A 25,414-nucleotide genomic window follows, 5' to 3' on the forward strand; every position below is an offset into this window, starting at 1 on the left:
TAGGGTGGCCCCGAAGTCGGGAGCCGACCGTCGGCCGGCTGCCGTCCAACGGGGGAGGGCACTGTGGGATCGAACGAACCGGGGACGGGTTTACCGTCGTACCCCTGGGGCGTCATCGGCGCCGCGGGAGCCGTCGGCGCGGTCTCCCCGGGCGCCGCGAGCGAACTGGTCACCGAAGTCTCGTCGTTCACGAAGTTCCGCGACCGCGTCGACCACCTCCTCCAGGACCTCGCGGCCTCCCCGGCCGCCCCGGGCCGGGTCGGCGCGGACACGGTGGGCCGCGACCGGTTCGGCGGCGGCAGGGGCGAGTGGACGGAGGCGGACGCCCTGCACAGCGCGTACGCCAAGGTCGTCGACGAGCTGGAGGGCCTGTCCCGGCTGCTTTCCGATTGCATCGAGGGCATGAGCATCGCCGTACTCGGCGCCCACCAGGGCTACCAGAACGTCGACCTGGAGATCCGGGAACGCATGAGCGCGATCCAGGACAGCGTGAACGGCCAGCGCGGTCCCGAGACGCCACCGGCGGCAACGGAGCACGGCGACGGCCGCACCGGCCGTCAGCAGCCGCCGACAGCCGTACCGGAGGACACGTCCGGCGGCGAGGAACTGTGACCCGGCACGTGAGCGCGGAAGAGGCGGCGGCATGAGCCCGACCTTCGAGAACATGAGCCACGAGCAGATGCTGAAGTGGCTGGACGAGGCCAGGAGCGGCGAGATCCGGGGCGCGGCGGACCGCCTCCTGGACGCGGCTTCCGAGATCCGCCGGATCGCCGAGGACCTGAAAGTCCGCCCGCAGTGGGTGGAATGGAAGGGACAGGGGGCCGACGCGTTCCGTACCTGGAGTGCAGATCTGGCCAATGCGACGCTGCGCCTGGGGGACTACAGCGAGGGCGTGTCCAAATGGCTCGGCGAGGCGTCGAACGCGGTCGCGTCGGCACAGGCGTCCATTCCCCGGCCGGAGGCGGGTGCCCGGGCCAACCTGGAGGCGGCCCTCGCCGCGCGGAACGACCCCGATGCCTCGGACGTGGCGCGGAAGTCCGCGGCGGAGCTGATCGAGACGGGGAGGCGGAACCGCGAAGAGGCGGCCGCGCAGATGAGGAAGCTGTCGCAGACGTACGCCATGTCGACGTCGCAGCTCGCGTCCCTGGAGAAGCCGGTGTTCCCGGAGATCCCGCAGGCGATGGTCTCGCAGGGATCGCTGGGACGTGACGGGCAACAGCACAGGAGTGTCCCGCCGGGAGAAGAGGGCGCTTCCACTCCCGGGAGCGTCGGGCGCTCCGCCGGTTCGGGGAACAGCGTGGAAGCGGCCTCTGGTGGGTCCGGGGGGACGAGGAGCGTGGCGGGAGCAAGCGCGGCTCCGTACGTGGCGCGGCCTTCCGCCCCGGGGGCGGTGAGCATGGAGGTCGACGGGGTGGCCGCACTGCCGGACGTCTCGTCCCCGCCGGCCACGAATCCGGTGGCGCTGTCGGCCGGTCCGAGGGCCGACGGTGTCCCCTCCTCCCCGGTACAGGGTGCCGTTCCGCCGGTGCCTCCTTCCCGCACCGGGCCCGCCGGGCCGCGCGGTACGAATGGAGCGGGTGGCACGACGGACCTGCCACGTCCGCCGGTGTCGGTCCCCGGGCCGACCGCTCCGGGGCCCGGACCGGTGGGGCGGCCGCCGGGGGGCAACGGGATCGTCGGGGGCCACGCTGTACCTCCTGGACCGGCACGCCCCGCCGTGGGCATCCCGCGCGGAACGGTCATCGGCGGCGAGACCGCCCGTGGCGCGGCGCCCCTGGGGCGAACGTCGGGCACGAGCGGCGGCGTTTCCCGGGTCCCTCCGATCACGGGTGGTGCGGTCGGCGGCCATCAGCAGGGGCGTGGACCGTTGCGTGGACCGGCGGGTGTGGGTTCCGGGGCGAACAGGGCGGGACGGGACGAGCGGTGCGACCGGCCGGACTACCTGGTCGAGGACGGAGAGACATGGCAGCAGGGCGTTCGCCGCGTCGTCCCACCGGTCATCGACTGATCAACAACGAAGTCACGAGGGACTGGGATGCGCATCAGAGGCGAAGGACCGAAGCGCTGGCGACCGGCAACGGCGGCCGTCCTGGGCATGCTCCTAGTGGTCGGTTCAGCGGCGTCCGCATCCGCTGGTTCCGTGCGGTCCAAGCAGTGGCATCTCGACGCCATGAAGGCGGACGAGATGTGGCGGACGAGCACCGGCAAAGGTGTGGTCGTCGCCGTGATCGACAGCGGTGTGGACGAGAAGAATCCGGATCTGGTGGGGCAGATCGTCAAGGGGAAGGACCTCGAACCGGATGTCCCGGGTGACGAGCGCGCCGACTACGACGGCCATGGCACGGGTGTGGCGGGTCTGATCGCGGGCACGGGCCGGGGCCACGGAGGGGACGGGGCCTTCGGGCTCGCACCGGGCTCGAAGATCCTTCCGATCCGCATGCCGGAAACGGGAGTCGGGGAAACCCAGGATGTGGGGGAGGCCGAGTTCAACCGAGTCGTCTCCGTGGCCATTCGCTACGCGGCGGATCGCGGCGCAAAGGTGATCAACATTTCCATGGGGTCGCAGAGCGGCTCGCAGGCGCTCACCGACGCGGTGAAGTACGCCCTCGCCAAGGGCTCATTGATCTTCGCGGCAGCAGGAAACAGCGGGGGCGGGGCCAACATGCCCGAGTACCCGGCGAAGACCCCCGGAGTCGTCGGGGTAGGTGCCGTCGGTCACGACGTGAAGAAGACCGGAGAGTCCCAGTACGGGCCGCAGATTGACCTTACGGCCCCAGGAATCGACATGGTCCATCCCTGCAAGGGAGGGACCCAGCTGTGCGAGACGAGCGGAACCAGCGCCGCCTCCGCCATCGCCTCCGCCTCCGCCGCGCTCATCTGGTCGAAGCATCCCGACTGGACCAACAACCAGGTCCTCCGGGTCATGCTGAACACTGCCGGCAAGCCGAAGAGCGGCGCCGAGCGCAACGACTACGTCGGCTACGGCGCGGTCCGCCCACGCGTCGCCCTCAAGGCCCCGGGCGACCCCGGTCCGGCAGACGTGTATCCGCTCCCGGACCTCGCGGCCGCCGAGAGCCCGAGCCCCAGCCCGGCCGGCGCTTCCTCCGAGAGGCCTTCCGGCGCGGCGGCCGCCGACGCACCGGCCACGGCCGCCCCCACTGCCGACGCCTCGGGCAGCGGTGGCGGCACGGTCCTCTGGATCGGCCTGGCGACCGGCGTCGTCGTACTCGCCGGTGCGGTGGCCGTGGCCCTGGCCGCACGTTCCCGTCGGCACTCCGTTCCGAGAGGGACCGGCTGAACCGGCGAGCAGGCCGGAGCCGCGACAACCGCCCCGTCTCGCTGCCCCTCGCTCCGGTGGCAGCGGTGCTGGTGGCTCGGGCAAGAAGAACGGCCGCCCGCGTCGTGCGGGCGGCCGTACCGTACCGGCTCTGCTCCGTGGAGGCCGTGACCGGATTCGAACCGGTGTAACTCGAGTTGCAGTCGAGCCCCTGAACCACTCGGGCACACGGCCGGGTCGCCCTCGGCGTGCTTCGACGGTAGGTCCGGGCACCCCGGGGCCTCAAGGGCGCGGCCCGGTGCGCAACGCGACTGCCATGCCCCGTTCACGTTCGGGCGGGTGGTCCTACGCCCAACGGACGAGCACGGGCCCGCCCCACGACAGGGGCCGAGCGGCTTTCCGGCCCTTACTCTTGGGTCCATGAGTGCCCTGGAACCGCGTGACGACACCGACCTTCCCCCGCTCGCCGCGCAGTCCCCGGCCACCGTCGTGCCCGAGGCCCCGGCCGGCGGGGTGCTCGGCCGTGGGTACCGGGCGCTCAGCATCGGCATCGTCTCCGTCGTCTTCCTGATCGCCTTCGAGGCGACCGCCGTGGGCACCGCGATGCCGGTCGCCGCCCGCGACCTGCACGGCATCGGGCTGTACGCGTTCGCGTTCTCGGCGTACTTCACGACCAGCCTCTTCGCCATGGTGCTCTCCGGGCAGTGGGCGGACCGGCGCGGTCCGCTGGGGCCGCTCGCCGCCGGGATGAGCGCCTTCGTGCTGGGGCTGCTGCTCTGCGGGACCGCCGGGAGCATGTGGGTCTTCGTCGCGGGGCGGGCCGTCCAGGGGCTGGGCGGCGGCCTGGTGATCGTGGCCCTGTACGTGGTGATCGGCCGGGCCTACCCGGAGCGGCTGCAACCCTCGATCCTGGCCGCGTTCGCCGCGAGCTGGGTGGTCCCCTCGGTGGTCGGGCCGCTCGCGGCCGGGACCGTCACCGAGCACCTCGGCTGGCGCTGGGTCTTCGTCGGCATCCCCGTCCTCGTCGTCTTCCCCCTGGCCCTCGCGCTGCCGCAGATCCGGCAGCGGGCCTCCGGGTCGGCCGACCCGGAGGCGGCCGCCGCACCGTACGACCGGCGGCGCATCCGGCTGGCCCTCGGGATCTCGCTGGGCGCGGCGCTGCTCCAGTACGCCGGGCAGGAGCTGAACTGGTTCGCGCTGATCCCGGCGGTGGCCGGCTTCGCGCTGCTCGTCCCCGCGGTGCGCGGACTGCTGCCCCCGGGCACGGTGCGGGCGGCGCGCGGGCTGCCCGCGGTGGTGCTGCTGCGCGGGGTGGCGGCCGGTTCGTTCATCGCCGCCGAATCGTTCGTTCCGCTGATGCTGGTGACCCAGCGCGGGCTCAGCCCGACGATGGCCGGCTTCTCGCTCGCCGCCGGGGGCGGGACCTGGGCGCTCGGCTCGTACATCCAGTCCCGGCCACGTCTGGAGCCGTACCGGGGGCGGCTGATGGTGGGCGGCATGCTGCTGGTCGCCGCGGCGATCGCGGCCGCGCCGTCCGTGCTGATCGAGGCGGTGCCGGTCTGGACCGTGGCGGTGGCCTGGGCCTTCGGCTGCCTGGGCATGGGCGTCGTGATGGCCTCGACGAGCGTGCTGCTGCTGAAGCTGTCGGCGCCGGAGGAGGCCGGGGCGAACTCGGCGGCCCTCCAGATCTCCGACGGGCTCTCGAACGTCCTGCTCCTCGCGGCGGGCGGGGCCGCCTTCGCGGCCCTGGGCGGCGGCACGCTGGGCGCCGTCCACGACGTGGCGGCCTCGTCGGACGCCACCGGATCGCACCCGGCGGCCTTCGCGGCGGTCTTCCTCCCGATGGCGCTGGTGGCCCTGGTGGGGGCATGGGTGTCGTCGAGGGTCCGAGCCAAGTCCTGAGGGTGTGAAGAGGGTCTCAGGTGGTCCGAACCACCGCTCGTCCGTACGGGGTTCCGTCCGGCCCCCCGGTAAGGTGGCCCGGTTGTCGTATCGCGTGCGCGTCCGATCCGTACGCCCCGGCAGCCACCCCACGTACCCGAGTGCCCCGAACCGGAGACCGTGACTACTACCGCCTCCCACCACCTCTCACCCGCCTTCCCCGGCCGCGCCCCCTGGGGCACGGCCGGCAAGCTGCGAGCCTGGCAGCAGGGCGCCATGGAGAAGTACATCCAGGAGCAGCCGCGCGACTTCCTCGCGGTCGCCACCCCCGGCGCGGGGAAGACCACCTTCGCGCTGACCCTCGCGTCATGGCTGCTGCACCACCACGTCGTGCAGCAGGTCACCGTGGTCGCGCCGACCGAGCACCTGAAGAAGCAGTGGGCCGAAGCGGCGGCCCGGATAGGGATCAAGCTCGACCCCGAGTACAGCGCGGGCCCGCTGAGCAGGGAGTACGACGGCGTCGCGATCACCTACGCGGGTGTCGGCGTCCGCCCGATGCTGCACCGCAACCGCTGCGAGCAGCGCAAGACCCTGGTGATCCTCGACGAGATCCACCACGCCGGTGACTCGAAGTCCTGGGGCGAGGCGTGCCTGGAGGCGTTCGACCCGGCCACCCGGCGGCTCGCGCTCACCGGCACCCCGTTCCGCTCCGACACCAACCCGATCCCCTTCGTCACGTACGAGGAGGGCAACGACGGCATCCGGCGCTCCTCGGCCGACTACACCTACGGCTACGGCAACGCCCTCGCCGACGGCGTCGTCCGCCCCGTGATCTTCCTCAGCTACAGCGGCAACATGCGCTGGCGCACCAAGGCCGGGGACGAGATCGCCGCCCGGCTCGGCGAGCCGATGACCAAGGACGCCATCGGGCAGGCCTGGCGCACCGCGCTGGCCCCCACCGGCGAGTGGATCCCCAATGTGCTGGCCGCCGCCGACAAGCGGCTGACCGAGGTCCGCAAGGGCATTCCGGACGCGGGTGCGCTGGTCATCGCCACCGACCAGGACTCGGCGCGCGAGTACGCCAAGATCCTCAAGAAGGTCACGGGGGAGAAGGCCACCGTGGTCCTCTCCGACGAGAAGGCCGCCTCGAAGAAGATCGACCAGTTCAGCCAGGACGGCTCCCGCTGGATGGTCGCGGTCCGCATGGTGTCGGAAGGCGTCGACGTCCCGCGCCTCGCCGTGGGCGTCTACGCCACCACCATCTCCACGCCGCTGTTCTTCGCCCAGGCCGTCGGACGCTTCGTGCGCTCCCGCAGGCGCGGCGAGACCGCCTCGGTCTTCGTGCCGACCATCCCGATGCTGCTGGACTTCGCCAACGAGATGGAGGTCGAGCGGGACCACGTCCTCGACAAGCCCAAGAAGGGCAGCGACGAGGAGAACCCGTTCGCGGAGGAGGACAAGCTCCTCGCCGACGCCGAGAGGCTGGAGGACGAGGAGACCGAGGACCAGCTGCCCTTCGAGGCCCTGGAGTCCGACGCGGTCTTCGACCGGGTGCTGTACGACGGTGCCGAGTTCGGCATGCAGGCGCACCCCGGCAGCGAGGAGGAGCAGGACTACCTGGGGATTCCCGGGCTGCTGGAGCCCGACCAGGTGCAGCTGCTGCTCCAGAAGCGGCAGTCCCGGCAGATCGCGCACAGCCGCCAGCGGCCGGCCGAGGAGGCCGACCTGCTGGAGAAGCCGGCCGAGGCGCGGCCGGTCGTCACGCACAAGCAGCTGCTGGGCCTGCGCAAGCAGCTCAACACGATGGTGTCGGCGTACACCCACCAGAGCGGCAAGCCGCACGGCGTGATCCACACCGAGCTGCGGCGGGTGTGCGGCGGCCCGCCGAGCGCGGAGGCCACGGCCGGGCAGATCCAGCAGCGGATCAAGAAGGTCCAGGAGTGGGCCACCCGGATGAAGTAGGCACCATCCGGTACGGGCCCGGGTCGGGGACAGCGGTCCCCGACCCGGGCCCGTAACGTTCCCGGGGAGCCCGGTCGGCCACCGGCCGCCGGAGTTACCAGACGTGCGGCGCGGACTGGATGACCGTGGCGACGCACGGCACCGTGGCCGACGTCGGGGACGACGCCACGATCTGCAGCGACCAGTTGGTGGCGCTCGGGGGCGAGGACAGCACCTTGGAGTTCGTGCTGTCGCCCGCCGCCAGGGTGCCGGAGGTGAGCTTCAGCGGGCCCAGGGTGATCGGGTTGCCACCGCTCATGCCGGGGTTGGTCTTGCCGGAGAACTGCACCTCGCTGGTGGCGCCGCCCGAGGTCTTGGTGAGCTTGAGCGTCGTCGTGATGCTGTTCGGGTCGGCGGTGGTGCCGGCCGGCATGGTGATCGCGCTGGACGTGATCTTGATGGTCTTGGCGGTGCCCGAGTCGGCGGCGGTCAGGGTGGCCAGACCGCTGCCCCAGGTGCCGCAGTCGTACGTGGCCGTCGCCATCAGCGGGGTCACGGCGTTGGCGGTCGGGGCCAGGGCGAGGGCGCCGGCCACGGCACAGGCCGCGGTCAGGACGAGTGGGAGGCGTCTGCGATTCGAAGGCATGACGGAGACCCTTTCGGCGATGAATTGCGTGGATGCGCTGGTGGCGCGCGGCTGATGCGAGGTCGATCCGCTGCTCATTCATTTCGCTGCTGATGCGCCGCGGGTGTGCCGAGGATTCGCTGCGGGCTGATCGGAGCGGACCGGATCTTTCCTCCGGGACCGGCATGTCGGTGCAGTGAAACGGCGGCCCTCGGAGAAGTCAAGAGAGGCCGACAGGCGCACTTGAATTTCTCCGGGAAATGCTTTTCGGGCATTTCAGATCTGGATCAATCGGCTTCCCAAGGATCAATCGGTTCGCTCTTGACTTCTCTGCACCCGGCCCCCTCAATGTGCGCAATCAATGGGCCATGCGGCCGTGCGGCCATGGAGGGGTGTCTGGTGATACGACGACGAAGACCCGGTGCGACCGGTCTGCTCGCGGCCTGCTTCGCGCTGACGCTGGGCTGCGCCGGCGCCACCGCCCAGGCCGCCCCGCTCGCGGACGGGCCCGCCGCCGCCACGATCGCCCCGACCGTCCACTGCGTCCTGCCCGCCGGCCAGGGAGAGGCGACCGGGCCGCAGGACATGACCGTCGAGCTGTCGCCCGCCGTCGTCGCGCCCGGCGGCAAGGTGCACGCGAAGGTGACCCTCGGCCCGTCCCCGGCGACCAGCGCCCTTCCGCTGAAGGACGTACCGACCATCCCGAGCATCGACCTCACGATGTCCGGCGGGGCGAGCGGCACGGTCACGGTGCGGGGCGCCGAGATCACCATGGACATCCCGTCCGGTGTGCCCATCGAGATCCCGCCGTACGAGGGCGACTTCCTGGTGCCCGCGACCGCCTCCGGGCCGGTCTCGTTCGCCGTCGCCCGCACCCTGACCCAGACCAAGGTGCTCGGTTCGGTCTTCGAGACCCCGTGCGACGTCGTCGACGGCGGGGCGGACGTCGCCACCGTCACCGTGGAGGGCACCGGCTCCACGCCCGCCACCCTGTCCGCGCCCGCCGACCCCGTACGCCCCAGCACCGCCGTCCCGTTGGGCGGTTCGGGCTGGACGGCGGGGGCCACCCCGGTGCCCTCGCTCTGCGCGGAGGGCGGGGGCGGCTGCGACCCGCTGAAGTTCAAGTCCAACGACCTGGGCATCGACGGGGACGGCACCCTGCACGGCACGGCCACCCTCGCGGAGTCCGGCGCGGTGCCGGACGGCCGTTACGTGGTGAAGGTCAACGACGGTACGAAGGAGGCGACCGCCCCCCTCACCGTCAAGGCCGTCGCGGCCGGGGAGCGGGAGATATCCCTCTCGAAGAGCCGGGGCCCGGTCGGCAGCGTGATCACCGTCAGCGGCCGGAACTACAACCCGGACCGCTGGATCAACGTCATCGGCCTCGACGCGAGCGGCACCGGGCTCGACGACAGCGCGGTCTACGCCAAGAGCGCCCCGGACGGCACCTTCTCCGTCGAGTTCACGGTGATCTCCGACGCCGTCGTCGCCGTCCAGGCCGACGAGGGCAACGACCCCGAGACCGTGCGCACCGCCCCGTTCACCGTCGCGGACGACGGCGGCGGGGAGGAAGGGTCCAGCGCCGACCAGAAGCTGACCACCTCGGTCCGGGCCGGGACCCTGTCCATGGTCCAGGACGGCGACACGGTCGACTTCGGCACCACCGTCCTGGGCACCGGCAGCGGGGTGCAGCGCTCCCGGCTCAACCGGGTCGAGGTGGAGGACGCCCGCGGCGTCGACAGCGGATGGTCGCTGACCGCCACCCTCACCGGCTTCACCGCCGCGGGCGGCGCCACCATCCCGGCCGACGCCGTGCGGTGGACGCCCAGGTGCACGGCGCAGCCGGGCAGCGTGGGCGTGCCGGTCGCCGGATCGCCCACCGCGCTCGGCTCCACGGCGGCGAGCCTGTGCCGGATGGACCCGGACGGCAGCCGCCCGTTCACCGCCGGACGGTTCGACGCCGACGCCAATCTCACCCTCACCGTTCCCGGGACCACCCGGCCCGGGGACTACAGCGCCACCCTCACCCTCACCCTTCTCTGACCCGGGGCGAGGGGCACGACAGGAAGTCCCGGAGGCGCCCGCCCGCTCCGCATCGCGTCGGAGCGGGCGGGCGCCTTCGTTCCGAACGCAGGAATCCCCCTGGAGGAGCCGTATGTCCGTCAGACCGTCCACCCCGCCACCGGAGAGAAGGCCACGGCCGGGCGGAGCGCTGCGCCGCGCCGTCGCCCTCACCGCCGGGGCCGTACTCGTCTGGACCGGGGGCACCGTGGCCCTCGCACCGGCCGCCGCGGCCGGCACCGTCACCCCCACCGTCCACTGCTCCCTGCCCGCCGGCCAGGGCGAGGCGACCGGGCCGCAGCAGATGAGCGTCGACCTGTCGCCCTCGATCGTCGACCCGGGCGGCAAGGTGCACGCCAAGGTGTCCCTCGGTCCGTCCCCCGCCACCAGCGGGCTCAGCCTGAACGACGTGCCCACCACCCCCAGCATCGACCTCGCCATGTCCGGCGGCGCCACCGGCACGGTCACCGTCACCGGCCCCCAGATCAACCTGAACATCCCGTCCGGCAAGCCCATCGAGATCCCGCCGTACGAGGGCGACTTCCTGCTTCCCGCCAACGCGAGCGGCCCGATCACCTTCACCCCGGTGCGCAACCTGACCCGTACGAAGGTGCTCGGCTCCACCTACGAGACCCCCTGCGACGTGGTGAGCGGCGGCGGCTCCGTCGGCACGGTCACCGCCGAGGGCACGGCGGGCCACCCGGCCACCCTGAACGCGCCCGCCACCGCCGTCCGCCCGTCCACCGCCGTCGCCCTGACCGGCAGCCTGTGGACCGCGGGGGCCACCCCCGTACCCTCGCTCTGCGCGGCGGACGGCGGCGGCTGCGACCCCGGCAAGTTCGCCTCCAGCACGCTCGCCATCAGCTCCTCGGGGGAGCTGACCGGAGCCGCGGTGCTGGCCGCCGCCGGGACCGTCCCGGACGGCTCGTACCTGGTCAAGGTCGGCGACGGTACGAAGGAGGCGACCGCGCCGCTCACCGTGAAGGCGTTCGTCCCGGCCGGCCCCCGGTCCGTCGTGCTCTCCCGCGCCGCGGCACCGCTCGGCAGCGTCATCCAGGTCACCGGCAGCAACTACTTCCAGGACCGGTGGGTCAACACCGTGGCCCTGGACGCCAGTGGGGCCACCCTCGACGACACCGCCGTCTACACGAAGAGCACCTCGGACGGCACGTTCCGCGCCGAGTTCACCGTCTCCGACCCGGCCATCGCCGCGATCCAGGTCGACGAGGGCAACGATCCGGCCACCGTGCTGACGACGCCGTTCACCGTCACCGACGCCTCCGCGACGCTCGACGCCGGCGCGGCGAAGGTCCGGCCGGGCGGCACGATCGCCGTTTCCGGCGGCGACTGGCCCAGCGGCACCACCCCCACCGCCGCGCTCTGCGGGGCCGACGGCGGAAGCTGCGACAGCGCGCGGATCACCGGCTCCACCCTCCGGATCGGCGCCGACGGCACGCTCTCCGGCACGGTCACCGTCGCCTCCTCCACCCCGCGGGGCGACTACTCCCTCCAGGTCACCGCCGGGGTGGCGCAGACCCGTACCGCGCTGACCGTCGCCCCGTCCTTCATCGTGCTGACCCCCTCGTCCGGGCCGCGCGGCACCTCCGTCACCGTGGTCGGGCAGGGCTTCGCGAAGGTGGCGACCGTCTCCATCGTCGGGCTGCGGGCCGACGGGTCGCAGACCTCCGACGCGGCGAAGACCAAGGTGGTCGGCCTGGACGGGGCCTTCTCGCAGACCTTCAAGGTCAACGCGGCCGACACCGTCGCCCTCCGGGTCCGTGAGGTGCTCGTCAACCCGCGTACCGAGACGGCGGCGTTCACCGTCCAGGACGGGACCGTGCCCGCCGGGCCGGCCTTCGCCCTCTCACCGCCCGAGGGGCCGCCCGGCACGGCGGTCCAGGTGACCGGCCGGGGCTTCGCCCCGGTCGCCACCGTCTCGGTGACCGGCCGGACCGCCGACGGCAAGCAGACCTCCGACGGATACGTCACCCGGATCGTCGGACTCGACGGCACCTTCGCCCTCGTCTTCACCGTCCGCGACCCGGCGACCCGGTCGATCCGGGCCTGCGAGGTACTCGTCAACGGAAAAATCGTGCAGCAGTCCTTCGCCGTGACCTGAGGACCGTTCGCCCTCGGCACGGGAAGTGCCGCGAAGGCGTCGGCCGACCTGGACGCGCGTAGATCGTCCCGGGTCGGCCGATGCGCCGCTGACCGGCGCTTATGCGGCTTCAAGCCAACCTTGTTCCGGACAACGCCCGGATTCTGGACGAGGTCTTCCGCTGAGCGGACTCGCTCGCTACTGTCCCCGAAACAAACGCCCCAACGCCCCGTGGCAGAGCCGCTCCGGGGCGCAGCCGTTGCCTGGCCAGGCGGGCGGCCTCTCCGTGCGTCGCCGCTGGGACCGGCGGCTCACATTCCGTGGGGACCAGCCGCCGCCGCTCATCTAAAGAGGGAGAGGGCGTCGTGACCGCGGAGACCTCCCAGACGCTCGACCGGGGCCTCAGGGTCCTCAAACTGCTGGCCGACACCGACCACGGCCTGACCGTCACCGAGCTGTCCAACCGGCTCGGGGTCAACCGGACCGTGGTCTACCGTCTGCTCGCCACGCTGGAGCAACACGCCCTGGTCCGACGGGATCTGGGCGGCCGGGCCCGGGTCGGGCTGGGGGTGCTGCGGCTGGGCCGGCAGGTGCACCCGCTCGTCCGGGAGGCCGCGCTGCCCGCGCTGCGCTCGCTGGCCGAGGACATCGGGGCCACCGCCCACCTCACCCTGGTCGACGGGAGCGACGCGCTGGCCGTGGCCGTCGTCGAGCCGACCTGGACCGACTACCACGTGGCCTACCGGGCGGGTTTCCGCCATCCGCTGGACCGGGGCGCCGCCGGCCGGGCGATCCTCGCCGCCCGCCAGAAGCCGGTCGGCGAGACCGCCTTCACCCTGACCCACGGCGAGCTGGAGACCGGGGCGAGCGGGGCCGCCGCCGCGCTGATGGGGGTGACCGGGGTGGAGGGCAGCGTGGGTGTGGTGATGCTCGCCGACTCGGTGCCCGAGCGGGTCGGCCCCCGGGTGGTGGACGCCGCCCGCGAGGTGGCCGAGGCGCTGCGGTAGCTCCCGGCCGCGGCGGTGGCCCGCGTACGGGGCCGCGTACGAGAGTGGTCCCCGCACGCGGGGGCCGCGTACGTGGCCCCCGGCGCCGGGTGTGCGGGCCGGTGCCGGGATGTCCGGGTCGTGACGGGGGCCGGTTAGATTGGGCGGGTGCTCACTCGTCTCTCGCGCCCCCGTGCCCTCGCCCTGTGCGCCGTGCCCGTCCTCGCCCTGTTCGGGGTGGCCGCCTTCGCGCCGCTGCCCTTCACCCTGGCGCAGCCCGGCACGACCGCGAACGTGCTCGGCAGCGACCACGGCACGCCCGTGATCAGCATCGAGGGCGCGCCGACCCGCCCCACCAAGGGCGAGCTGCGGATGACGACGATCGTCGCGACCGGCCCCACGGCCGAGGTCGGTATCGGGGACGTGGTCGACAGCTGGTTCCGTACGGACCGGGCGGTCCTGCCCCGTGACTCCGTCTACCCGACCGGCGGCTCCGAGAAGGAGATCGAGAAGCACAACCTCGACGACATGGTGAAGTCGCAGGACGACGCGGTCTCCGCCGCCCTGAACTACCTGGGCAGGAAGCCCGGTTCGGTGGACGTGACCCTGCACCTCGCCGACGTGGGCGGCCCCAGCGCCGGACTCTTCTTCGCCCTCGGCATCGTCGACAAGCTCGACGGCGACGGCCACGGCGGCGACCTCACCGGCGGCCGCACCATCGCGGGCACCGGCACGATCCAGCCGGACGGCGAGGTCGGCGCGGTCGGCGGAGTCTCGCTGAAGACCCAGGCCGCGCGCCGCGACGGGGCGACCGTCTTCCTCGTACCGAAGGCGGAGTGCCGGGAGGCTAAGGCCGAACTCCCCGGGGGGCTGCGCCTGGTCCCGGTCACCACGCTGAAGGACGCGGTGGGTTCACTGCGGGCCCTGTCCGGGAACGGGAAGGTCCCGAGCTGCTGAACCCCTCGGGGGCGGCACGCCGCCTCCGTAGCTCTCCTCGGCCTTCCCCCGCCCCGCGGCGTCCATGCCGCGCCAGGCCGGGAACACCAGGGGCCCCAGCGCCGCCAGCAGGTACACCCCGCCCATCGCCAGCAGCGCGCCGTCCGCACCGGCGGCCTCGACCAGGAGCCCGGCCGCGAGTCCGCCCACCGGCATGGCCAGCTCGCCGCCCGCGGTGAGCACCCCGGAGACCCGGCTGCGCAGCGCGTCGGGGACGGCCGTGTAGATCACCGTCGTCAGGATCGGGTTCAGCATCCCGCCCGCGATCCCGCTCAGCACCATGGTCACGGCGAGCGGCGTGGTCGTCCCGGTCAGCGCCGCGACCGTGTACCGGGGCGCGCCGCACAGCAGCAGGCACACCGTGAACACGGCCCGCCGGGAGAAGCGGTGCCCGACCGCCCCGTACAGCAGTGCGCCGGCCAGGCCGCCCGCGCCGTACAGCGCGGCGAGCAGTCCGATGTCCGTGGCGCCGCCGAGTTCGGCCGAGGCGTGCACCGGCAGCAGGACCGCGTTCCAGCCCTGGTCGGCGCCGTTGACGAACAGGACCGTCACCACGACCGCGAGCAGCAGCCGGTGGCCCCTCAAATAACTGAATCCTTCGCGGAGTTCGGTGCCGTAGGCGCGCGCCGACACGGGTGTGGCGGTCCTGCCCGGCGCGGCGGCGGCCACCCCGCGCAGCCCCACCGAGATGAGCAGCGCGGAGGTCAGGAACGTCCCCGCGTCCAGCAGCAGCACGTTCTCCGCGCCGGCCACCGCGATCAGTACGCCGGCCAGCGCCGCCCCGGCCATCCTGGCCCCGCGCGAGACGGCGTCGAAGAGGCTGGCGGCCCGGGCGAGGGTGGTCCCGGCGTGCGCGGCGATGTCCGGCACCAAGACGTAGCGCGCGGTGGAGCCGGGGGTGTGCAGCAGCCCGACGGTCGCCATCAGCGCGCACAGCATCCAGAAGTCGAGGGCGCCCGCGTAGTACAGCAGCGGAACGGCGGCGACGGCGAGGCCGCACGCCAGGTCGGAGCCGACGGAGACCCGGCGCCGCCCGATCCGGTCGATCACCGGCCCGCCGATCAGGGCGGAGAGCGCGATCGGCAGGGTCGCGCAGAAGGCGACGATCCCGGCCCGGCCGGCGCTCCCGGTGGTCTCCAGGACGAACCACGGCACCCCGATCGCGGTGAGCGAGGTGCCGGCGGTGGAGATGGAGTTGGCGGTCAGTACGGCGACGAGCGGTACGCGGGTGCGGTGCTCCGGTACGGTCACGCCGGGCTGTGGGCGGTGAACGGGCGGGCCGCCTGCCGGGGCAGGACGCGCAGGCCCAGCTCGACGAGGGCCCAGCCCAGCCGGGTGCGCAGCCCGGGGCGGGGCGCGGGGGCCGGGAGGGTGAACTCCGGTTTGTGGCAGTGCGATTCAGCGGTGCGCAGGTGGTGCAGCAGCAGATGCGTGTCGGAGTGCATGGCGGTGTCCTTCTGGTCGGGCGGAGGGCCTGGTCGGGCCCTACTCCGCCGGGCGTGGGAAGAGATGCACATGGCTGCGGACGGTGGCCGCCCCCTCGGTGCCCTCCGGGACCCGGTCCCGGTAGCTCTCGACGAGCGCGTGGACCTTGCCGATGAGTTCCTCGGTGAGCTCCGGGGTCAGCAGCATCTTGAAGTTGCTGATGTCCCAGCCGTTGCGCCATTCCTCGGGCCATTCGTGCATGGTGCCGATCCAGGTGTTCAGCTCCCGGGCGTGGGCGTCCGCCGTCTCGTGGAGCACGACGCCGACGGCACCGCGGACCTCGGGGTCCGGATGGTCCAGGAACCGACCGCTGTCGAAGACGGTGCCCCGGTGCACGGCCCGCCACCAGCGCTCGCGCCCCTTGCCGCGCTCCGGGTCGTCCTCGACGAATCCGTACGCCGCCAGTTGCCGCAGGTGGTAGCTGGTGGAACCGCTGGACTCGCCGAGCCGGGCGGCGAGGGCGGAGGCGGTGGCGGAACCGTACTCCCGCAGTGCGGCCAGCAGCCGCAGCCGCAGGGGGTGGGCGAGCCCGCGCAGGCTGCGGGCGTCGACCTTGTGGAGGTCCGGGGCTTCGGTGGGGGACGCGGCGTCGTCCGGTGTTTCGGGCACGGTGGAACCATAGCGTGCAAAGCCTTCTTTGCAACAGGTTTTTTGCAACGTCTTCTTTGCATGTGGTCCGCGCGCGGCACCGCCCGGCCCGGTCGGCCTCCGTCCCCGGCCCGGTCAGCGCTGCTTGATGAAGCCCTCCTGGATCAGCCAGTCCTTCGCCACCTCGTGCGGGTCCTGGCCGTCCACGTCCACCTTGGCGTTGAGGGTCTGGGCGACCGAGGTGGTCAGCTTCCTGCTGACCGGGTCGAGGAGCGCGGCGATCTGCGGGTACTTGTCGAAGGTCTTGGTGTGGACGACCGGCGCCGCGTTGTAGTTGGGGAAGAAGTGCTTGTCGTCGACCAGCACCTCCAGGTCCATGGCCTTGATCCGGCCGTCCGTGGTGAACACCTCGCCCAGCAGGCAGGAGCCGGACTTGGAGACCTGGGTGTAGATGATCCCAGCGTCCATCTTCCTGATGCTGGAGGCCGGCAGGGACATCCCGTACGCCTTCTCCATGCCGGGCAGTCCGTCGTCGCGGGAGGCGAACTCGTTCTCCACGCAGACCGTCACCGCCGACGGGTCCTTCTTCGACAGCGCCGCGACGTCGGAGAGCGTCCGCAGGTGGTACTTGGCGTTCTTCGCACGGCTGATGGCGAGCGCGTAGGTGTTGTTGAGGGTGGACGGGGCGAGCCAGGTCACCCCGTTGCGCCGGTCCGCGTCCCGGACCGCCACCCACTGCTGGTGCGGGTCGGGGATCGGCTTCGCGTGGCCGAGGTAGGTGATCCAGGCGGTGCCGGTGTACTCGTACATCGCGTCGGCGTCGCCCTTGACGATCGCCTCGCGGGCGCTGATCGAGCCCGGCAGGTTCGTCCGGTCCAGGACCTCGGCACCGGCGGCCTTGAAGACCAGCCCGACCATCTGGCCCAGGACGATGTTCTCGCTGAAGTTCTTCGAGGTGACGGTCAGTGTGGCGCCGCGCAGCGGCTGACCCCGCCCCACCGAGCCCGGCACCACGTCGTCCACCATCGGCGAGCCGCTCTTCAGCCCGCACCCGGAGACCACCGCCGCCAGCGCCAGCACGCCCAGCAGCCCCGTACGCGCCTTCCACCCGCCCGCGGCCCCGGCCGTCATCGCTCCACCTCCAGTCCGCGCGGTGTCAGCGCCACCTCGGCCAGCGAGGCCAGCCAGTCCACCAGCAGGGCCAGCACCACCGTCAGCACCGAACCGAGGACCAGCACCGGCATCCGCTGCGTCTGGATGCCCGAGGTGATCAGGTCGCCCAGCCCGCCGCCGCCGACGAACGTGGCCAGGGTCGCGGTGCCCACGTTGAGTACCAGCGCGGTACGCACCCCGGCGAGGATCAGCGGGACGGCGAGCGGCAGCTCGACCCTGGTCAGCGTCCCCATCCCCGACATCCCGATGCCGCGCGAGGCCTCGACCAGATTCGGCTCGATCGCCCGGAGCCCGGCCACGGTGTTGGAGAAGACCGGCAGCACCGCGTAGATCACCATGCCGATGATCGCCGTGGTCGGCCCGATGCCCAGCCAGATCACCAGGAGCGCCAGCAGACCGATCGCCGGGGTCGCCTGCCCGATGTTGGCGACCGCCGTGACCACCGGGGCCCCCTTGCTCAGCCCGCGCCGGGTCAGCGCGATCCCCAGCGGGATGGCGATGATCAGCACCCAGAACGTCGAGATCGCGGTCAGCCGCACATGCTGCCACCAGCGCAGTTGCACGTTGCCGCCGGTGAGCGAGTTCCGTGCGATCGAGTCGAGATGGATGTTGCTGATCCACAGATACGTGACCACCAGCACGAGCACCAGCACCAGCGGCATCACCAGCAGCTTGCGCCAGGTGAACCGGCGCGGCGGCCCGGTCTGCGGCGGTGCGGGCTCCTCCTCCTCGTCCCGGAAGGCATGGCCCTTGACGTCGTGCTCACCGGGCGGACGGTCCTTGTCGGAGGACGGCTCCGGCGGCGCCGAGCGGCCCCGCCGGGGGGATCCGGAGTCCAGCGGCGCCCCGCGGGTCATGCGCCCGCACCACCTTCCAGCTCCGTCGACGTCTGGTGGCTGCGCAGCTCCTCCAGGTCGTGCTGGTGCTCGATGGCGGCGAGCCGGTCCGCCTCCAGCAGCTCGTGGACGGAGTTCATCAGCGTCTGCATGTCGACGACCCCGATGAACTCCCCGCGCCGCCCGGTCACCGCGACCCGCCCGCCGCTGTCGGTGAGCACCGCCTCCAGCGCGTCGTGCAGCGTCGCGTCGCGCGTCACCGTGTCGTGCACCAGCTGCCCGGCCCGGGCCAGCGAACCCCGGGCCCGCATCAGGTCGCCACGGCGCAGCCACTTGTACGGGCGGTTCCTGCGGTCCAGCATCAGCAGTTCGTTGTGCGGGCCGCTGCGCAGCTTGTTGAAGATCGACTGGAGCGGGTCGTCGACCGTCACCGTCGGGAACTCGGCCATCTCCACGTCCCGGACCCGGGTGAGGTTGAGCCGCTTCAGCGCCGCACCGGCCCCGACGAAGCCCGAGACGAAGTCGTCCGTCGGGTTGGTGAGGATCGCCTCCGGGGTGTCGAACTGGGCGATGTGCGAACGCTCCCGCAGCACCGCGATCCGGTCGCCCAGCTTGATCGCCTCGTCGAAGTCGTGGGTGACGAAGACGATCGTCTTGTGCAGCTCGTGCTGGAGCCGGATCAGCTCGTCCTGGAGGTGGTCGCGGGTGATCGGGTCGACCGCGCCGAACGGTTCGTCCATCAGCAGCACCGGCGGATCGGCCGCCAACGCCCGTGCCACACCCACCCGTTGCTGCTGCCCGCCGGAGAGCGCCCGGGGGTAGCGCCCGTGGAACTCGCGCGGATCGAGCCCCACCAGGTCGAGCATCTCCTCGACCCGGTCCTTCACCCGCGACTTGGACCAGCCGACCATCTTCGGTACGAGCGCGATGTTCTCCGCCACCGTCATGTGCGGGAAGAGCCCGGAGGACTGGATCGCGTACCCGATCTTCCGGCGCAGCTTCACCGGGTCCATGTCGGTGACGTCCTCGTCGTCGATCCTGATCCGCCCGGACGACGGCTCGATCAACCGGTTGATCATCTTCAGCGTGGTGGACTTCCCGCAGCCGGACGGGCCGACGAAGATCACTGTCTCGCCGGCCTTGATGTCCATCGAGACGCTGTCCACGGCGGGGTTGGGATTGCCCGGGTACCGCTTGGTCAGGTTCTCCAGCTGGATGGTGGCGCCGGAAGCCGTCTTCCCGGAGCCGGAACCGGAGCCAGAACCTGAGCCGGAGGCGCCGGCGGCGGTGCTCCCCGCGGCGGTGCTTCCGCCGGGGGCGTTCCCGTTGGCGGTCTCAGACACGAATCCCCCTCGGAATGGTGAGCCGCCCCAGCAGGACGTACGCGGCGTCGAAGAGCAGGGCGAGGACGACGATGCCGAGCGTGCCGGCGAGGACCTGGTTGAGCGCGTTGGCGCTGCCCAGTGAGGCGATGCCGCGGAAGATCTCGTTGCCGAGGCCCGGGCCCGAGGCGTACGCGGCGATGGCGGCGATGCCCATCAGCATCTGGGTGGCGACCCGGATGCCGGTGAGGATCGGCGGCCAGGCGAGCGGCAGCTCCACCCGGCACAGCCGGGCCAGCCGCGACATGCCGATGCCCTTCGCCGCGTCGACCAGCGCGGGATCGACGCCGCGCAGCCCCACGATGGAGTTGCGGACGATGGGCAGCAGCCCGTACAGCGTCAGGGTGATCACCGTGGGGGCGACCCCGAGGCCGACCAGCGGGATGAGCAGGCCGATCGCGGCGAGGGACGGGATGGTGAGCACCGCCGCCGTCGAGGTGATGGCCAGTGAGCCCGCCCAGCCGCTGCGATAGGTGACGACCCCGATCAGGATGCCCAGCACGGTGGCGATCACCATGCACTGGAAGACCGCGCTGACGTGCTGGTACGCGTCGACGAGCAGCTGTTGGTGCCGGTTGCCCAGGTACTCCCAGAAGCTCACGCGCCCCTCCTCGGCTCAGTCGTGGTCCTCCGCGGCCTGCTCGACGAGCGGGATGATCCGCAGCGGCACCGGGTTCTCCATGACGATCGCCGTGGAGGCCCGGACGATGCCATCAAAACCGACAACCCGGTCGATCACCCGCTGAAGATCGGCGTTGGAACGCGCCACGAGGCGGCAGAACATGTCGCCGTGCCCGGTCGTGGTGTGCAGCTCCAGCACCTCCGGAACGCCCGCCAAGTGGGCCCGTACGTCGGCCCCTTGACCCTGTTTGATCTCCAGCGTGGCGAAGGCGGTGACCGGGTATCCGAGCGCCGCCGGATCGACGGTCGGACCGAAGCCCCGGATGACTCCGTTCGACTGAAGCCGGTCGAGCCGGGCCTGCACCGTCCCCCGGGCGACCCCGAGTCTGCGCGATGCTTCCAGCACACCGATCCGGGGTTCGTGGGCCAGCAGCACGATGAGCCGGCCGTCCAGCCGATCGATCGCCATGAGTCATCTCCCGGAACGTCGACGTGATGGTCATCATGTACAGATAGCCTGGCCATCATGCTCATTCGCTGTACAGATTGACCAGTGAAAACGCAAACTATTGCGCACCTTGCGAAGCGAGGAGAGCCTTCGGACATGACTGAGACTCTGCACACCACCCCCGAATCCGCCCGGCAGGCCGACCCCTTCCCGGTCAAGGGAATGGACGCGGTCGTCTTCGCCGTCGGCAACGCCAAGCAGGCCGCGCACTACTACTCGACGGCCTTCGGAATGAAGCTGGTCGCCTACTCCGGACCGGAGAACGGCAGCCGCGAGACGGCGAGTTACGTGCTGACCAACGGTTCGGCGCGCTTCGTCTTCACCTCCGTCATCAAGGCGGTCACCGACCACGGCCGCTTCCTCGCCGACCATGTCGCCGAGCACGGCGACGGCGTCGTCGACCTGGCCATCGAGGTCCCGGACGCCCGCGCGGCCTACGCCTACGCCGTCGAGCACGGCGCCCGCGGCATCGACGAGCCGTACGAGGTCAAGGACGAGCACGGCACCGTGGTGCTCGCCGCGATCGCCACGTACGGCAAGACCCGCCACACCCTGGTCGAGCGCTCCGGCTACAGCGGCCCGTACCTGCCCGGGTTCGACGCCGCCGACCCGATGGTCGAGCCGCCCGCCAAGCGCTTCTTCCAGGCCATCGACCACTGTGTCGGCAACGTGGAACTCGGCCGGATGAACGAGTGGGTCGAGTTCTACAACAAGGTCATGGGCTTCACCAACATGAAGGAGTTCGTGGGCGACGACATCGCCACCGAGTACTCCGCGCTCATGTCGAAGGTCGTCGCCGACGGCACCCTCAAGGTGAAGTTCCCGATCAACGAGCCGGCGATCGCCAAGAAGAAGTCCCAGATCGACGAGTACCTGGAGTTCTACGGCGGCGCCGGTGTCCAGCACATCGCGCTCGCCACGAACGACATCGTCGCCTCGGTACGGGCGATGCGGGCGGCGGGCGTGCAGTTCCTGGACACCCCCGACTCGTACTACGACACCCTCGGCGAGTGGGCGGGCGAGACCCGGGTGCCGGTGGAGATCCTGCGCGAGCTGAAGATCCTCGTCGACCGCGACGAGGACGGCTACCTGCTCCAGATCTTCACCAAGCCGGTCCAGGACCGTCCGACTGTCTTCTTCGAGATGATCGAGCGCCACGGCTCGATGGGCTTCGGCAAGGGCAACTTCAAGGCCCTGTTCGAGGCGATCGAGCGCGAGCAGGAGAAGCGCGGCAACCTCTGACGCCTCGCGGCGGGGGTACCCCTGTCGTCCGGATGTGACACTCCCGCCCCGAGTGTCACATCCGCGAACGACCCCACTCCGCCGGGCCCCCGAGCCTCCCCGCGAAGGCGCCCGGCGGTAGGGGCGGCCGGGCGGCCTACGCGTCCTGCGGGCCGTCCGCCGGCGGGGCGGCCAGGTCGTCCAGCGCCTTCCGGGCGGCCGGCCCCCCGAGCGGCGAGAACCCCGGACCGGCGCTCAGCGCCCGCTCCAGACTGCGGCGCGCCGGGCCGTACTCCCCCAACTCCCGGTGGACCATCCCCAGGTGGTACGCGTACGAGGCGTTCCCCCCGCCCGCGTCGACCGCCCGCCCGGCGTACTCCAGCGCCCCCGAGGGGTCGCCCGCGCGGTACCGGGCCCACCCCAGCGCGTCCGCCACCGCGGCACTGCGGTGCCCGCGCGCCCACTCCGCCTCCAGCAGCCCGACCGCCGCGTCCGGATCACCGTGGTCGGCCTCGAACCGCCCCCTCAGCAGCGCGTTGTCCACGCCCCGCTCCTCGTCCCGGTCGAGCGCGTCGCGCAGCCGCGCGTACTCCTCGTCGGCCTCCCGGTGCCGCCCCAACGACTCGTAGAACTCGCCCAGCTCCAGCAGGTACGCGGGGCGGGGCTGCCGGGCCAGCACCGCCCGATAGGCGCGCACCGCCTCCTCGGCGCGGCCGAGCGCCGCCAGCGCCCCGGCCCGGCCCGCGAGCGCCGGACCGTGATCCCGCTGCGCCCGCAGCGCGGCGTCGTACCGGGCCAGCGCCTCCTGCGGCTCGCCCCGGTCCCGGGCCAGCTCGCCCAGGAGCGACAGGCACTCCGCCTCCTGCGCGGGCGTGGCCGCCCGGCCCGCCGCGGCCAGCGCACCGTCCAGCGCCTCCGCGGTCCGGCCCCGGTCCCGGGCCGTCCGGGCGGCCCGGACCAGCGCGGGCGTCCCCGCGCGCAGCGCCGCGAACCTCGCCACCGCCGCGTCCGCCGCCCGCCGGTCCCCGAGACCGTCGTACGCCTCGATCAGCGCCGGATACACCGTCCATCGCTCCGGCTCCCGGGTCCGCACCGCCTCGCCCCACTTCCGGGCCTCGGCGAAGTCGTTGCGGGCGTCGGCGAGCGCCGCGAGCCCCGCCCAGGCCGCGGTGTTGCCCCGCTCGCCCGGCTGGACCTCCAGCGAGCGCTCCAGCGCCCGCTCGGCCCGCCCGTAGTACGAGGAGTCCGCGGAACGCCGCCCCCACTCCACGTACGCCGTACCGAGCACCGCCCAGGACCCGGCGTCGGCGGGGTGCGCCTCCACCCACCGCTGCCGGTCCCCGATCAGCGCCGTCAGATCGGAGAGCGAGGCCGGCGCGCCCGCCGCGGCCGCCGCCATCGCCCGCGAGACCGGCCCGCCCGGAACGGGTGAGGTGGAGGTGGCGGGCCCGCCACCGTCCGGCACGGCCACCACCGCCCCCGTCAGCAGCACCGCCCCCGCCACCACCCCCAGCGCCGTCCTGCGCAGCGCCGTACGCAGCGTGAGCGGCGGCGGCTCGGACGACGGCGGACCGGTGAGCGCGGAGAGCGCGGTCGCACCGGAGAACGCGGAGGCGTCGAGAGGCGGACGGTCGGGGTCGGAGGGGCGCGGAGGCTGCTGCGGCATGACATCCATGCCGATCACTCTGCGTCAGTCATACGAGCACACCACGGTGTGCGAAGGGCACGGCAGACGGGTTCACACCAATGGGCCCGGGTGCCACGCTTGGATCATGAACGGACTTCTCGAAGCACTGCGCGCCGGGCTGCCTGCCGAAGCCCTGATCACCGACCCCGACGTCACCGCCTCCTACGCCCACGACATGGCGAGCTTCTGCGAGGCGGGCGCCCCGGCGGTCGTCGTGCTCCCGCACACGGTCGAGCAGGTCCAGCACGTCATGCGGACCGCCACCGCCCTGCGCGTCCCGGTCGTCCCGCAGGGGGCCCGGACCGGCCTGTCGGGCGCGGCCAACGCCACCGACGGCTGCATCGTGCTGTCCCTGGTGAAGATGGACCGCATCCTGGAGATCGACCCGGTCGACCGGATCGCCGTCGTCGAACCCGGAGTCGTCAACGCGGTGCTCTCCCGGGCGGTCGACGAACACGGCCTGTACTACCCGCCGGACCCCTCCAGCTGGGAGATGTGCACCATCGGCGGCAACATCGGCACCGCGTCCGGCGGCCTGTGCTGCGTGAAGTACGGGGTCACCGCCGAGTACGTGCTCGGCCTGGAGGTCGTGCTCGCCGACGGGCGCCTGCTCACCACCGGCCGCCGCACGGCCAAGGGCGTCGCCGGATACGACCTCACCCGGCTCTTCGTCGGCTCCGAGGGAAGCCTCGGCATCGTCGTCCGGGCCGTGCTCGCGCTGAAGCCCAGGCCGCCGCGCCAACTGGTCCTGGCCGCGGAGTTCCCGAGCTCGGCCACCGCCTGCGACGCGGTCTGCCGGATCATGGAGCGCGGTCACACCCCGTCACTCCTCGAACTGATGGATCGCACGACGATCCAGGCCGTCAACCGGATGGCCGGCATGGGCCTCCCCGACACCACCGAGGCGCTGCTGCTCGCCGCCTTCGACACCCCCGACCCCACGGCCGACCTGGCCGCCGTCGCCGAACTCTGCGCCGCGGCGGGCGCCACCGAGGTGGTCCCGGCGGAGGACACCGCCGAGTCCGAACTGCTGCTCCAGGCGCGAAGGATGTCGCTCACCGCGCTGGAGACCGTCAGCTCGGCCACGATGATCGACGACGTCTGCGTACCCCGCTCGCGGCTCGGCGCCATGCTGGAGGGGACCGCCGCCATCGCCGGGAAGTACGGCCTCACCATCGGCGTCTGCGCCCACGCGGGCGACGGCAACACCCATCCCGTCGTCTGCTTCGACCACACCGACGCCGACGAGTCCCGGCGGGCCCGCGAGTCCTTCGACGAGATCATGGCGCTCGGCCTGGAACTCGGCGGCACGATCACCGGCGAGCACGGCGTCGGCGTCCTGAAGAAGGAGTGGCTGGCGCGCGAAGTCGGCGAGGTGGGCGTCGAACTGCACCGGGGCATCAAGCAGGCGTTCGACCCCCTGGGCCTGCTCAACCCGGGCAAGGTGTTCTGACGGGCCCGCGGGGGCGGGACCCCGCGCACCGCCCGCCCCCCGCCGCCGGCCCCTCACGCCTCGCCGTCCTGCGGCTCGTCCGAGGCCCACGGGTCGCGCATCCACAGGTCGTCGGCCGGCAGCGGGGCGAGGAGTTCGGCGAGGGCCTCGTCCAGCCCGAGCAGCTCCGCCTCCGTACCGGGCGGGACCACCCGCAGCGTCCGCTCCACCCAGGCGGCCACCTGGGCCGACGGCATCTCCAGCAGGGCGTCGCCGTCGGGCGAGGTCAGCGCGACGAAGATGACGTTGCGCCGGTCGACCTTGGTCGGCCAGATCCGCACGTCCCCGTGGCCGCAGGGCCGGAAGACCCCCTCGACCAGCAGGTCGCGGGCGAACGTCCAGTGGACCGGGCAGTCGGAGCCGATGTGGAAGGTGATGTGCACGGCGTACGGGTCCGCCGCGCGGTACATCAGCCGGGCGGGTACGGGGATGCTCCGCTCGGGCGACAGGACCAGCTTGAGTTCCAGCTCGCGTTCCACGACGGTGTTCATGAGTACGTCCTTCCGGTGCCTGTGGACCGGTCTCCTGACCGGCCCGCACAGGGAGAGAGCGCCCT

At 72.3% G+C, this 25,414-nt stretch carries 22 protein-coding genes and 1 tRNA gene; 11 read left to right on the forward strand and 12 right to left on the reverse strand.

All coding sequences use genetic code 11. The features are described from left to right. The first annotated feature begins 63 nt into the window (after positions 1-63). The 3 genes from ACF08W_RS14540 to mycP all read left to right on the forward strand — a co-directional run bounded on the left by ACF08W_RS14540 (position 64) and on the right by mycP (position 3,298). The gene (locus ACF08W_RS14540; RefSeq protein WP_392279409.1) at positions 64-612 is read left to right on the forward strand and encodes a hypothetical protein; all 549 of its coding nucleotides are present in this window, start codon (positions 64-66) and stop codon (positions 610-612) included. A gap of 31 nt (positions 613-643) precedes the next feature. After that, on the forward strand, positions 644-2,008 hold the full coding sequence (locus tag ACF08W_RS14545; RefSeq protein ID WP_392279410.1) for a hypothetical protein: 1,365 nt from the start codon (positions 644-646) through the stop codon (positions 2,006-2,008). Between the two features lie 132 nt (positions 2,009-2,140). After that, the gene (gene mycP, locus ACF08W_RS14550; RefSeq protein ID WP_392279411.1) at positions 2,141-3,298 is read left to right on the forward strand and encodes a type VII secretion-associated serine protease mycosin; all 1,158 of its coding nucleotides are present in this window, start codon (positions 2,141-2,143) and stop codon (positions 3,296-3,298) included. A gap of 138 nt (positions 3,299-3,436) precedes the next feature. Here mycP and ACF08W_RS14555 read toward each other — a convergent pair. After that, positions 3,437-3,511, reverse strand: a tRNA-Cys gene (locus ACF08W_RS14555). Between the two features lie 186 nt (positions 3,512-3,697). Between ACF08W_RS14555 and ACF08W_RS14560 the strand changes: the two genes are divergently transcribed. Together ACF08W_RS14560 and ACF08W_RS14565 are read left to right on the forward strand one after the other, a co-directional pair. Continuing rightward, positions 3,698-5,179, forward strand: a complete 1,482-nt coding sequence (locus ACF08W_RS14560; RefSeq protein ID WP_392279412.1) for an MFS transporter — start codon at positions 3,698-3,700, stop codon at positions 5,177-5,179. Between the two features lie 159 nt (positions 5,180-5,338). Next, positions 5,339-7,120 carry a DEAD/DEAH box helicase gene (locus ACF08W_RS14565; protein WP_352273699.1) on the forward strand — a complete coding sequence of 594 codons (1,782 nt, stop codon included), beginning with the start codon at positions 5,339-5,341 and terminating at the stop codon, positions 7,118-7,120. Between the two features lie 94 nt (positions 7,121-7,214). On the opposite strand, the gene ACF08W_RS14570 is transcribed toward ACF08W_RS14565, so the two are convergent. After that, positions 7,215-7,745, reverse strand: a complete 531-nt coding sequence (locus ACF08W_RS14570; RefSeq protein WP_385209781.1) for a hypothetical protein — start codon at positions 7,743-7,745, stop codon at positions 7,215-7,217. A gap of 378 nt (positions 7,746-8,123) precedes the next feature. On the opposite strand from ACF08W_RS14570, the gene ACF08W_RS14575 reads away from it, so the two are divergent. From ACF08W_RS14575 to ACF08W_RS14590, 4 genes are all read left to right on the forward strand, one after another. Then, positions 8,124-9,767, forward strand: coding sequence for a hypothetical protein (locus ACF08W_RS14575; RefSeq protein ID WP_392279413.1), 1,644 nt, complete (start codon positions 8,124-8,126; stop codon positions 9,765-9,767). Positions 9,768-9,879: 112 nt separating this feature from the next. Beyond that, positions 9,880-11,904, forward strand: a complete 2,025-nt coding sequence (locus ACF08W_RS14580; RefSeq protein WP_392279414.1) for a hypothetical protein — start codon at positions 9,880-9,882, stop codon at positions 11,902-11,904. A gap of 344 nt (positions 11,905-12,248) precedes the next feature. Then, positions 12,249-12,890 carry a helix-turn-helix domain-containing protein gene (locus tag ACF08W_RS14585; protein ID WP_352273703.1) on the forward strand — a complete coding sequence of 214 codons (642 nt, stop codon included), beginning with the start codon at positions 12,249-12,251 and terminating at the stop codon, positions 12,888-12,890. A gap of 147 nt (positions 12,891-13,037) precedes the next feature. Beyond that, positions 13,038-13,826 carry a S16 family serine protease gene (locus ACF08W_RS14590; RefSeq protein WP_385209788.1) on the forward strand — a complete coding sequence of 263 codons (789 nt, stop codon included), beginning with the start codon at positions 13,038-13,040 and terminating at the stop codon, positions 13,824-13,826. Here ACF08W_RS14590 and ACF08W_RS14595 read toward each other — a convergent pair. From ACF08W_RS14595 to ACF08W_RS14630, 8 genes are all read right to left on the reverse strand, one after another. Further along, complete coding sequence (locus ACF08W_RS14595; protein WP_392279415.1) at positions 13,782-15,116, reverse strand: MFS transporter; 1,335 nt, start codon at positions 15,114-15,116, stop codon at positions 13,782-13,784. The genes ACF08W_RS14590 and ACF08W_RS14595 overlap by 45 nt on opposite strands. Next, positions 15,113-15,310, reverse strand: coding sequence for a hypothetical protein (locus ACF08W_RS14600; protein WP_392279416.1), 198 nt, complete (start codon positions 15,308-15,310; stop codon positions 15,113-15,115). The genes ACF08W_RS14595 and ACF08W_RS14600 overlap by 4 nt, the downstream gene beginning before the upstream one ends. Positions 15,311-15,350: 40 nt before the next feature. Further along, the gene (locus tag ACF08W_RS14605; protein WP_385209796.1) at positions 15,351-15,959 is read right to left on the reverse strand and encodes a helix-turn-helix domain-containing protein; all 609 of its coding nucleotides are present in this window, start codon (positions 15,957-15,959) and stop codon (positions 15,351-15,353) included. 114 nt (positions 15,960-16,073) lie between these two features. Then, positions 16,074-17,069: a glycine betaine ABC transporter substrate-binding protein gene (locus ACF08W_RS14610; RefSeq protein ID WP_352273708.1), complete on the reverse strand. Its 996-nt coding sequence runs from the start codon at positions 17,067-17,069 to the stop codon at positions 16,074-16,076. Then, a complete protein-coding gene (locus tag ACF08W_RS14615) occupies positions 17,066-17,968 on the reverse strand; it encodes an ABC transporter permease (RefSeq protein ID WP_352273709.1) in 903 nt (300 codons plus the stop codon). Before ACF08W_RS14615 ends, ACF08W_RS14610 begins: the two co-directional genes overlap by 4 nt. Continuing rightward, positions 17,965-19,164 carry a betaine/proline/choline family ABC transporter ATP-binding protein gene (locus ACF08W_RS14620; protein ID WP_352273909.1) on the reverse strand — a complete coding sequence of 400 codons (1,200 nt, stop codon included), beginning with the start codon at positions 19,162-19,164 and terminating at the stop codon, positions 17,965-17,967. Before ACF08W_RS14620 ends, ACF08W_RS14615 begins: the two co-directional genes overlap by 4 nt. Before the next feature lie 118 nt (positions 19,165-19,282). Then, entirely contained in the window at positions 19,283-19,930 is a 648-nt protein-coding gene (locus tag ACF08W_RS14625) for an ABC transporter permease (RefSeq protein WP_352273710.1), read from the reverse strand. Between the two features lie 15 nt (positions 19,931-19,945). Beyond that, on the reverse strand, positions 19,946-20,419 hold the full coding sequence (locus ACF08W_RS14630) for an Lrp/AsnC family transcriptional regulator (RefSeq protein ID WP_352273711.1): 474 nt from the start codon (positions 20,417-20,419) through the stop codon (positions 19,946-19,948). A 135-nt stretch (positions 20,420-20,554) separates the two neighbouring features. Here ACF08W_RS14630 and hppD point away from each other — a divergent pair, with 135 nt between their 5' ends. After that, on the forward strand, positions 20,555-21,700 hold the full coding sequence (hppD, locus tag ACF08W_RS14635; protein ID WP_385209803.1) for a 4-hydroxyphenylpyruvate dioxygenase: 1,146 nt from the start codon (positions 20,555-20,557) through the stop codon (positions 21,698-21,700). A 136-nt stretch (positions 21,701-21,836) separates the two neighbouring features. Here the strand turns inward: hppD and ACF08W_RS14640 are convergent, their stop codons facing one another. Continuing rightward, entirely contained in the window at positions 21,837-23,354 is a 1,518-nt protein-coding gene (locus ACF08W_RS14640; RefSeq protein ID WP_392279417.1) for a tetratricopeptide repeat protein, read from the reverse strand. Positions 23,355-23,451: 97 nt separating this feature from the next. Here ACF08W_RS14640 and ACF08W_RS14645 point away from each other — a divergent pair, with 97 nt between their 5' ends. Further along, positions 23,452-24,819 carry an FAD-binding oxidoreductase gene (locus ACF08W_RS14645; RefSeq protein ID WP_392279418.1) on the forward strand — a complete coding sequence of 456 codons (1,368 nt, stop codon included), beginning with the start codon at positions 23,452-23,454 and terminating at the stop codon, positions 24,817-24,819. Positions 24,820-24,872: 53 nt separating this feature from the next. On the opposite strand, the gene ACF08W_RS14650 is transcribed toward ACF08W_RS14645, so the two are convergent. Continuing rightward, positions 24,873-25,349 (reverse strand): SsgA family sporulation/cell division regulator, encoded by a 477-nt coding sequence (locus ACF08W_RS14650; protein WP_352273715.1) that lies wholly within the window; start codon positions 25,347-25,349, stop codon positions 24,873-24,875. Positions 25,350-25,414 lie beyond the last annotated feature (65 nt).

The sequence above is a fragment of the Streptomyces sp. NPDC015144 genome (assembly GCF_043079735.1).
In the GTDB taxonomy this organism is placed as follows: domain Bacteria; phylum Actinomycetota; class Actinomycetes; order Streptomycetales; family Streptomycetaceae; genus Streptomyces.

Bases quoted from the DNA above. Each gene is read 5' to 3' on its own strand.
- ACF08W_RS14615 (WP_352273709.1), bottom strand. From the start codon at position 17,968: ATGACCCGCGGGGCGCCGCTGGACTCCGGATCCCCCCGGCGGGGCCGC.
- ACF08W_RS14580 (WP_392279414.1), top strand. From the start codon at position 9,880: ATGTCCGTCAGACCGTCCACCCCGCCACCGGAGAGAAGGCCACGGCCG.
- ACF08W_RS14645 (WP_392279418.1), top strand. From the start codon at position 23,452: ATGAACGGACTTCTCGAAGCACTGCGCGCCGGGCTGCCTGCCGAAGCC.
- ACF08W_RS14640 (WP_392279417.1), bottom strand. From the start codon at position 23,354: ATGGATGTCATGCCGCAGCAGCCTCCGCGCCCCTCCGACCCCGACCGT.
- ACF08W_RS14600 (WP_392279416.1), bottom strand. From the start codon at position 15,310: ATGCACTCCGACACGCATCTGCTGCTGCACCACCTGCGCACCGCTGAA.
- ACF08W_RS14630 (WP_352273711.1), bottom strand. From the start codon at position 20,419: ATGGCGATCGATCGGCTGGACGGCCGGCTCATCGTGCTGCTGGCCCAC.
- hppD (WP_385209803.1), top strand. From the start codon at position 20,555: ATGACTGAGACTCTGCACACCACCCCCGAATCCGCCCGGCAGGCCGAC.
- ACF08W_RS14545 (WP_392279410.1), top strand. From the start codon at position 644: ATGAGCCCGACCTTCGAGAACATGAGCCACGAGCAGATGCTGAAGTGG.
- ACF08W_RS14560 (WP_392279412.1), top strand. From the start codon at position 3,698: ATGAGTGCCCTGGAACCGCGTGACGACACCGACCTTCCCCCGCTCGCC.
- ACF08W_RS14570 (WP_385209781.1), bottom strand. From the start codon at position 7,745: ATGCCTTCGAATCGCAGACGCCTCCCACTCGTCCTGACCGCGGCCTGT.
- ACF08W_RS14650 (WP_352273715.1), bottom strand. From the start codon at position 25,349: ATGAACACCGTCGTGGAACGCGAGCTGGAACTCAAGCTGGTCCTGTCG.
- ACF08W_RS14610 (WP_352273708.1), bottom strand. From the start codon at position 17,069: ATGACGGCCGGGGCCGCGGGCGGGTGGAAGGCGCGTACGGGGCTGCTG.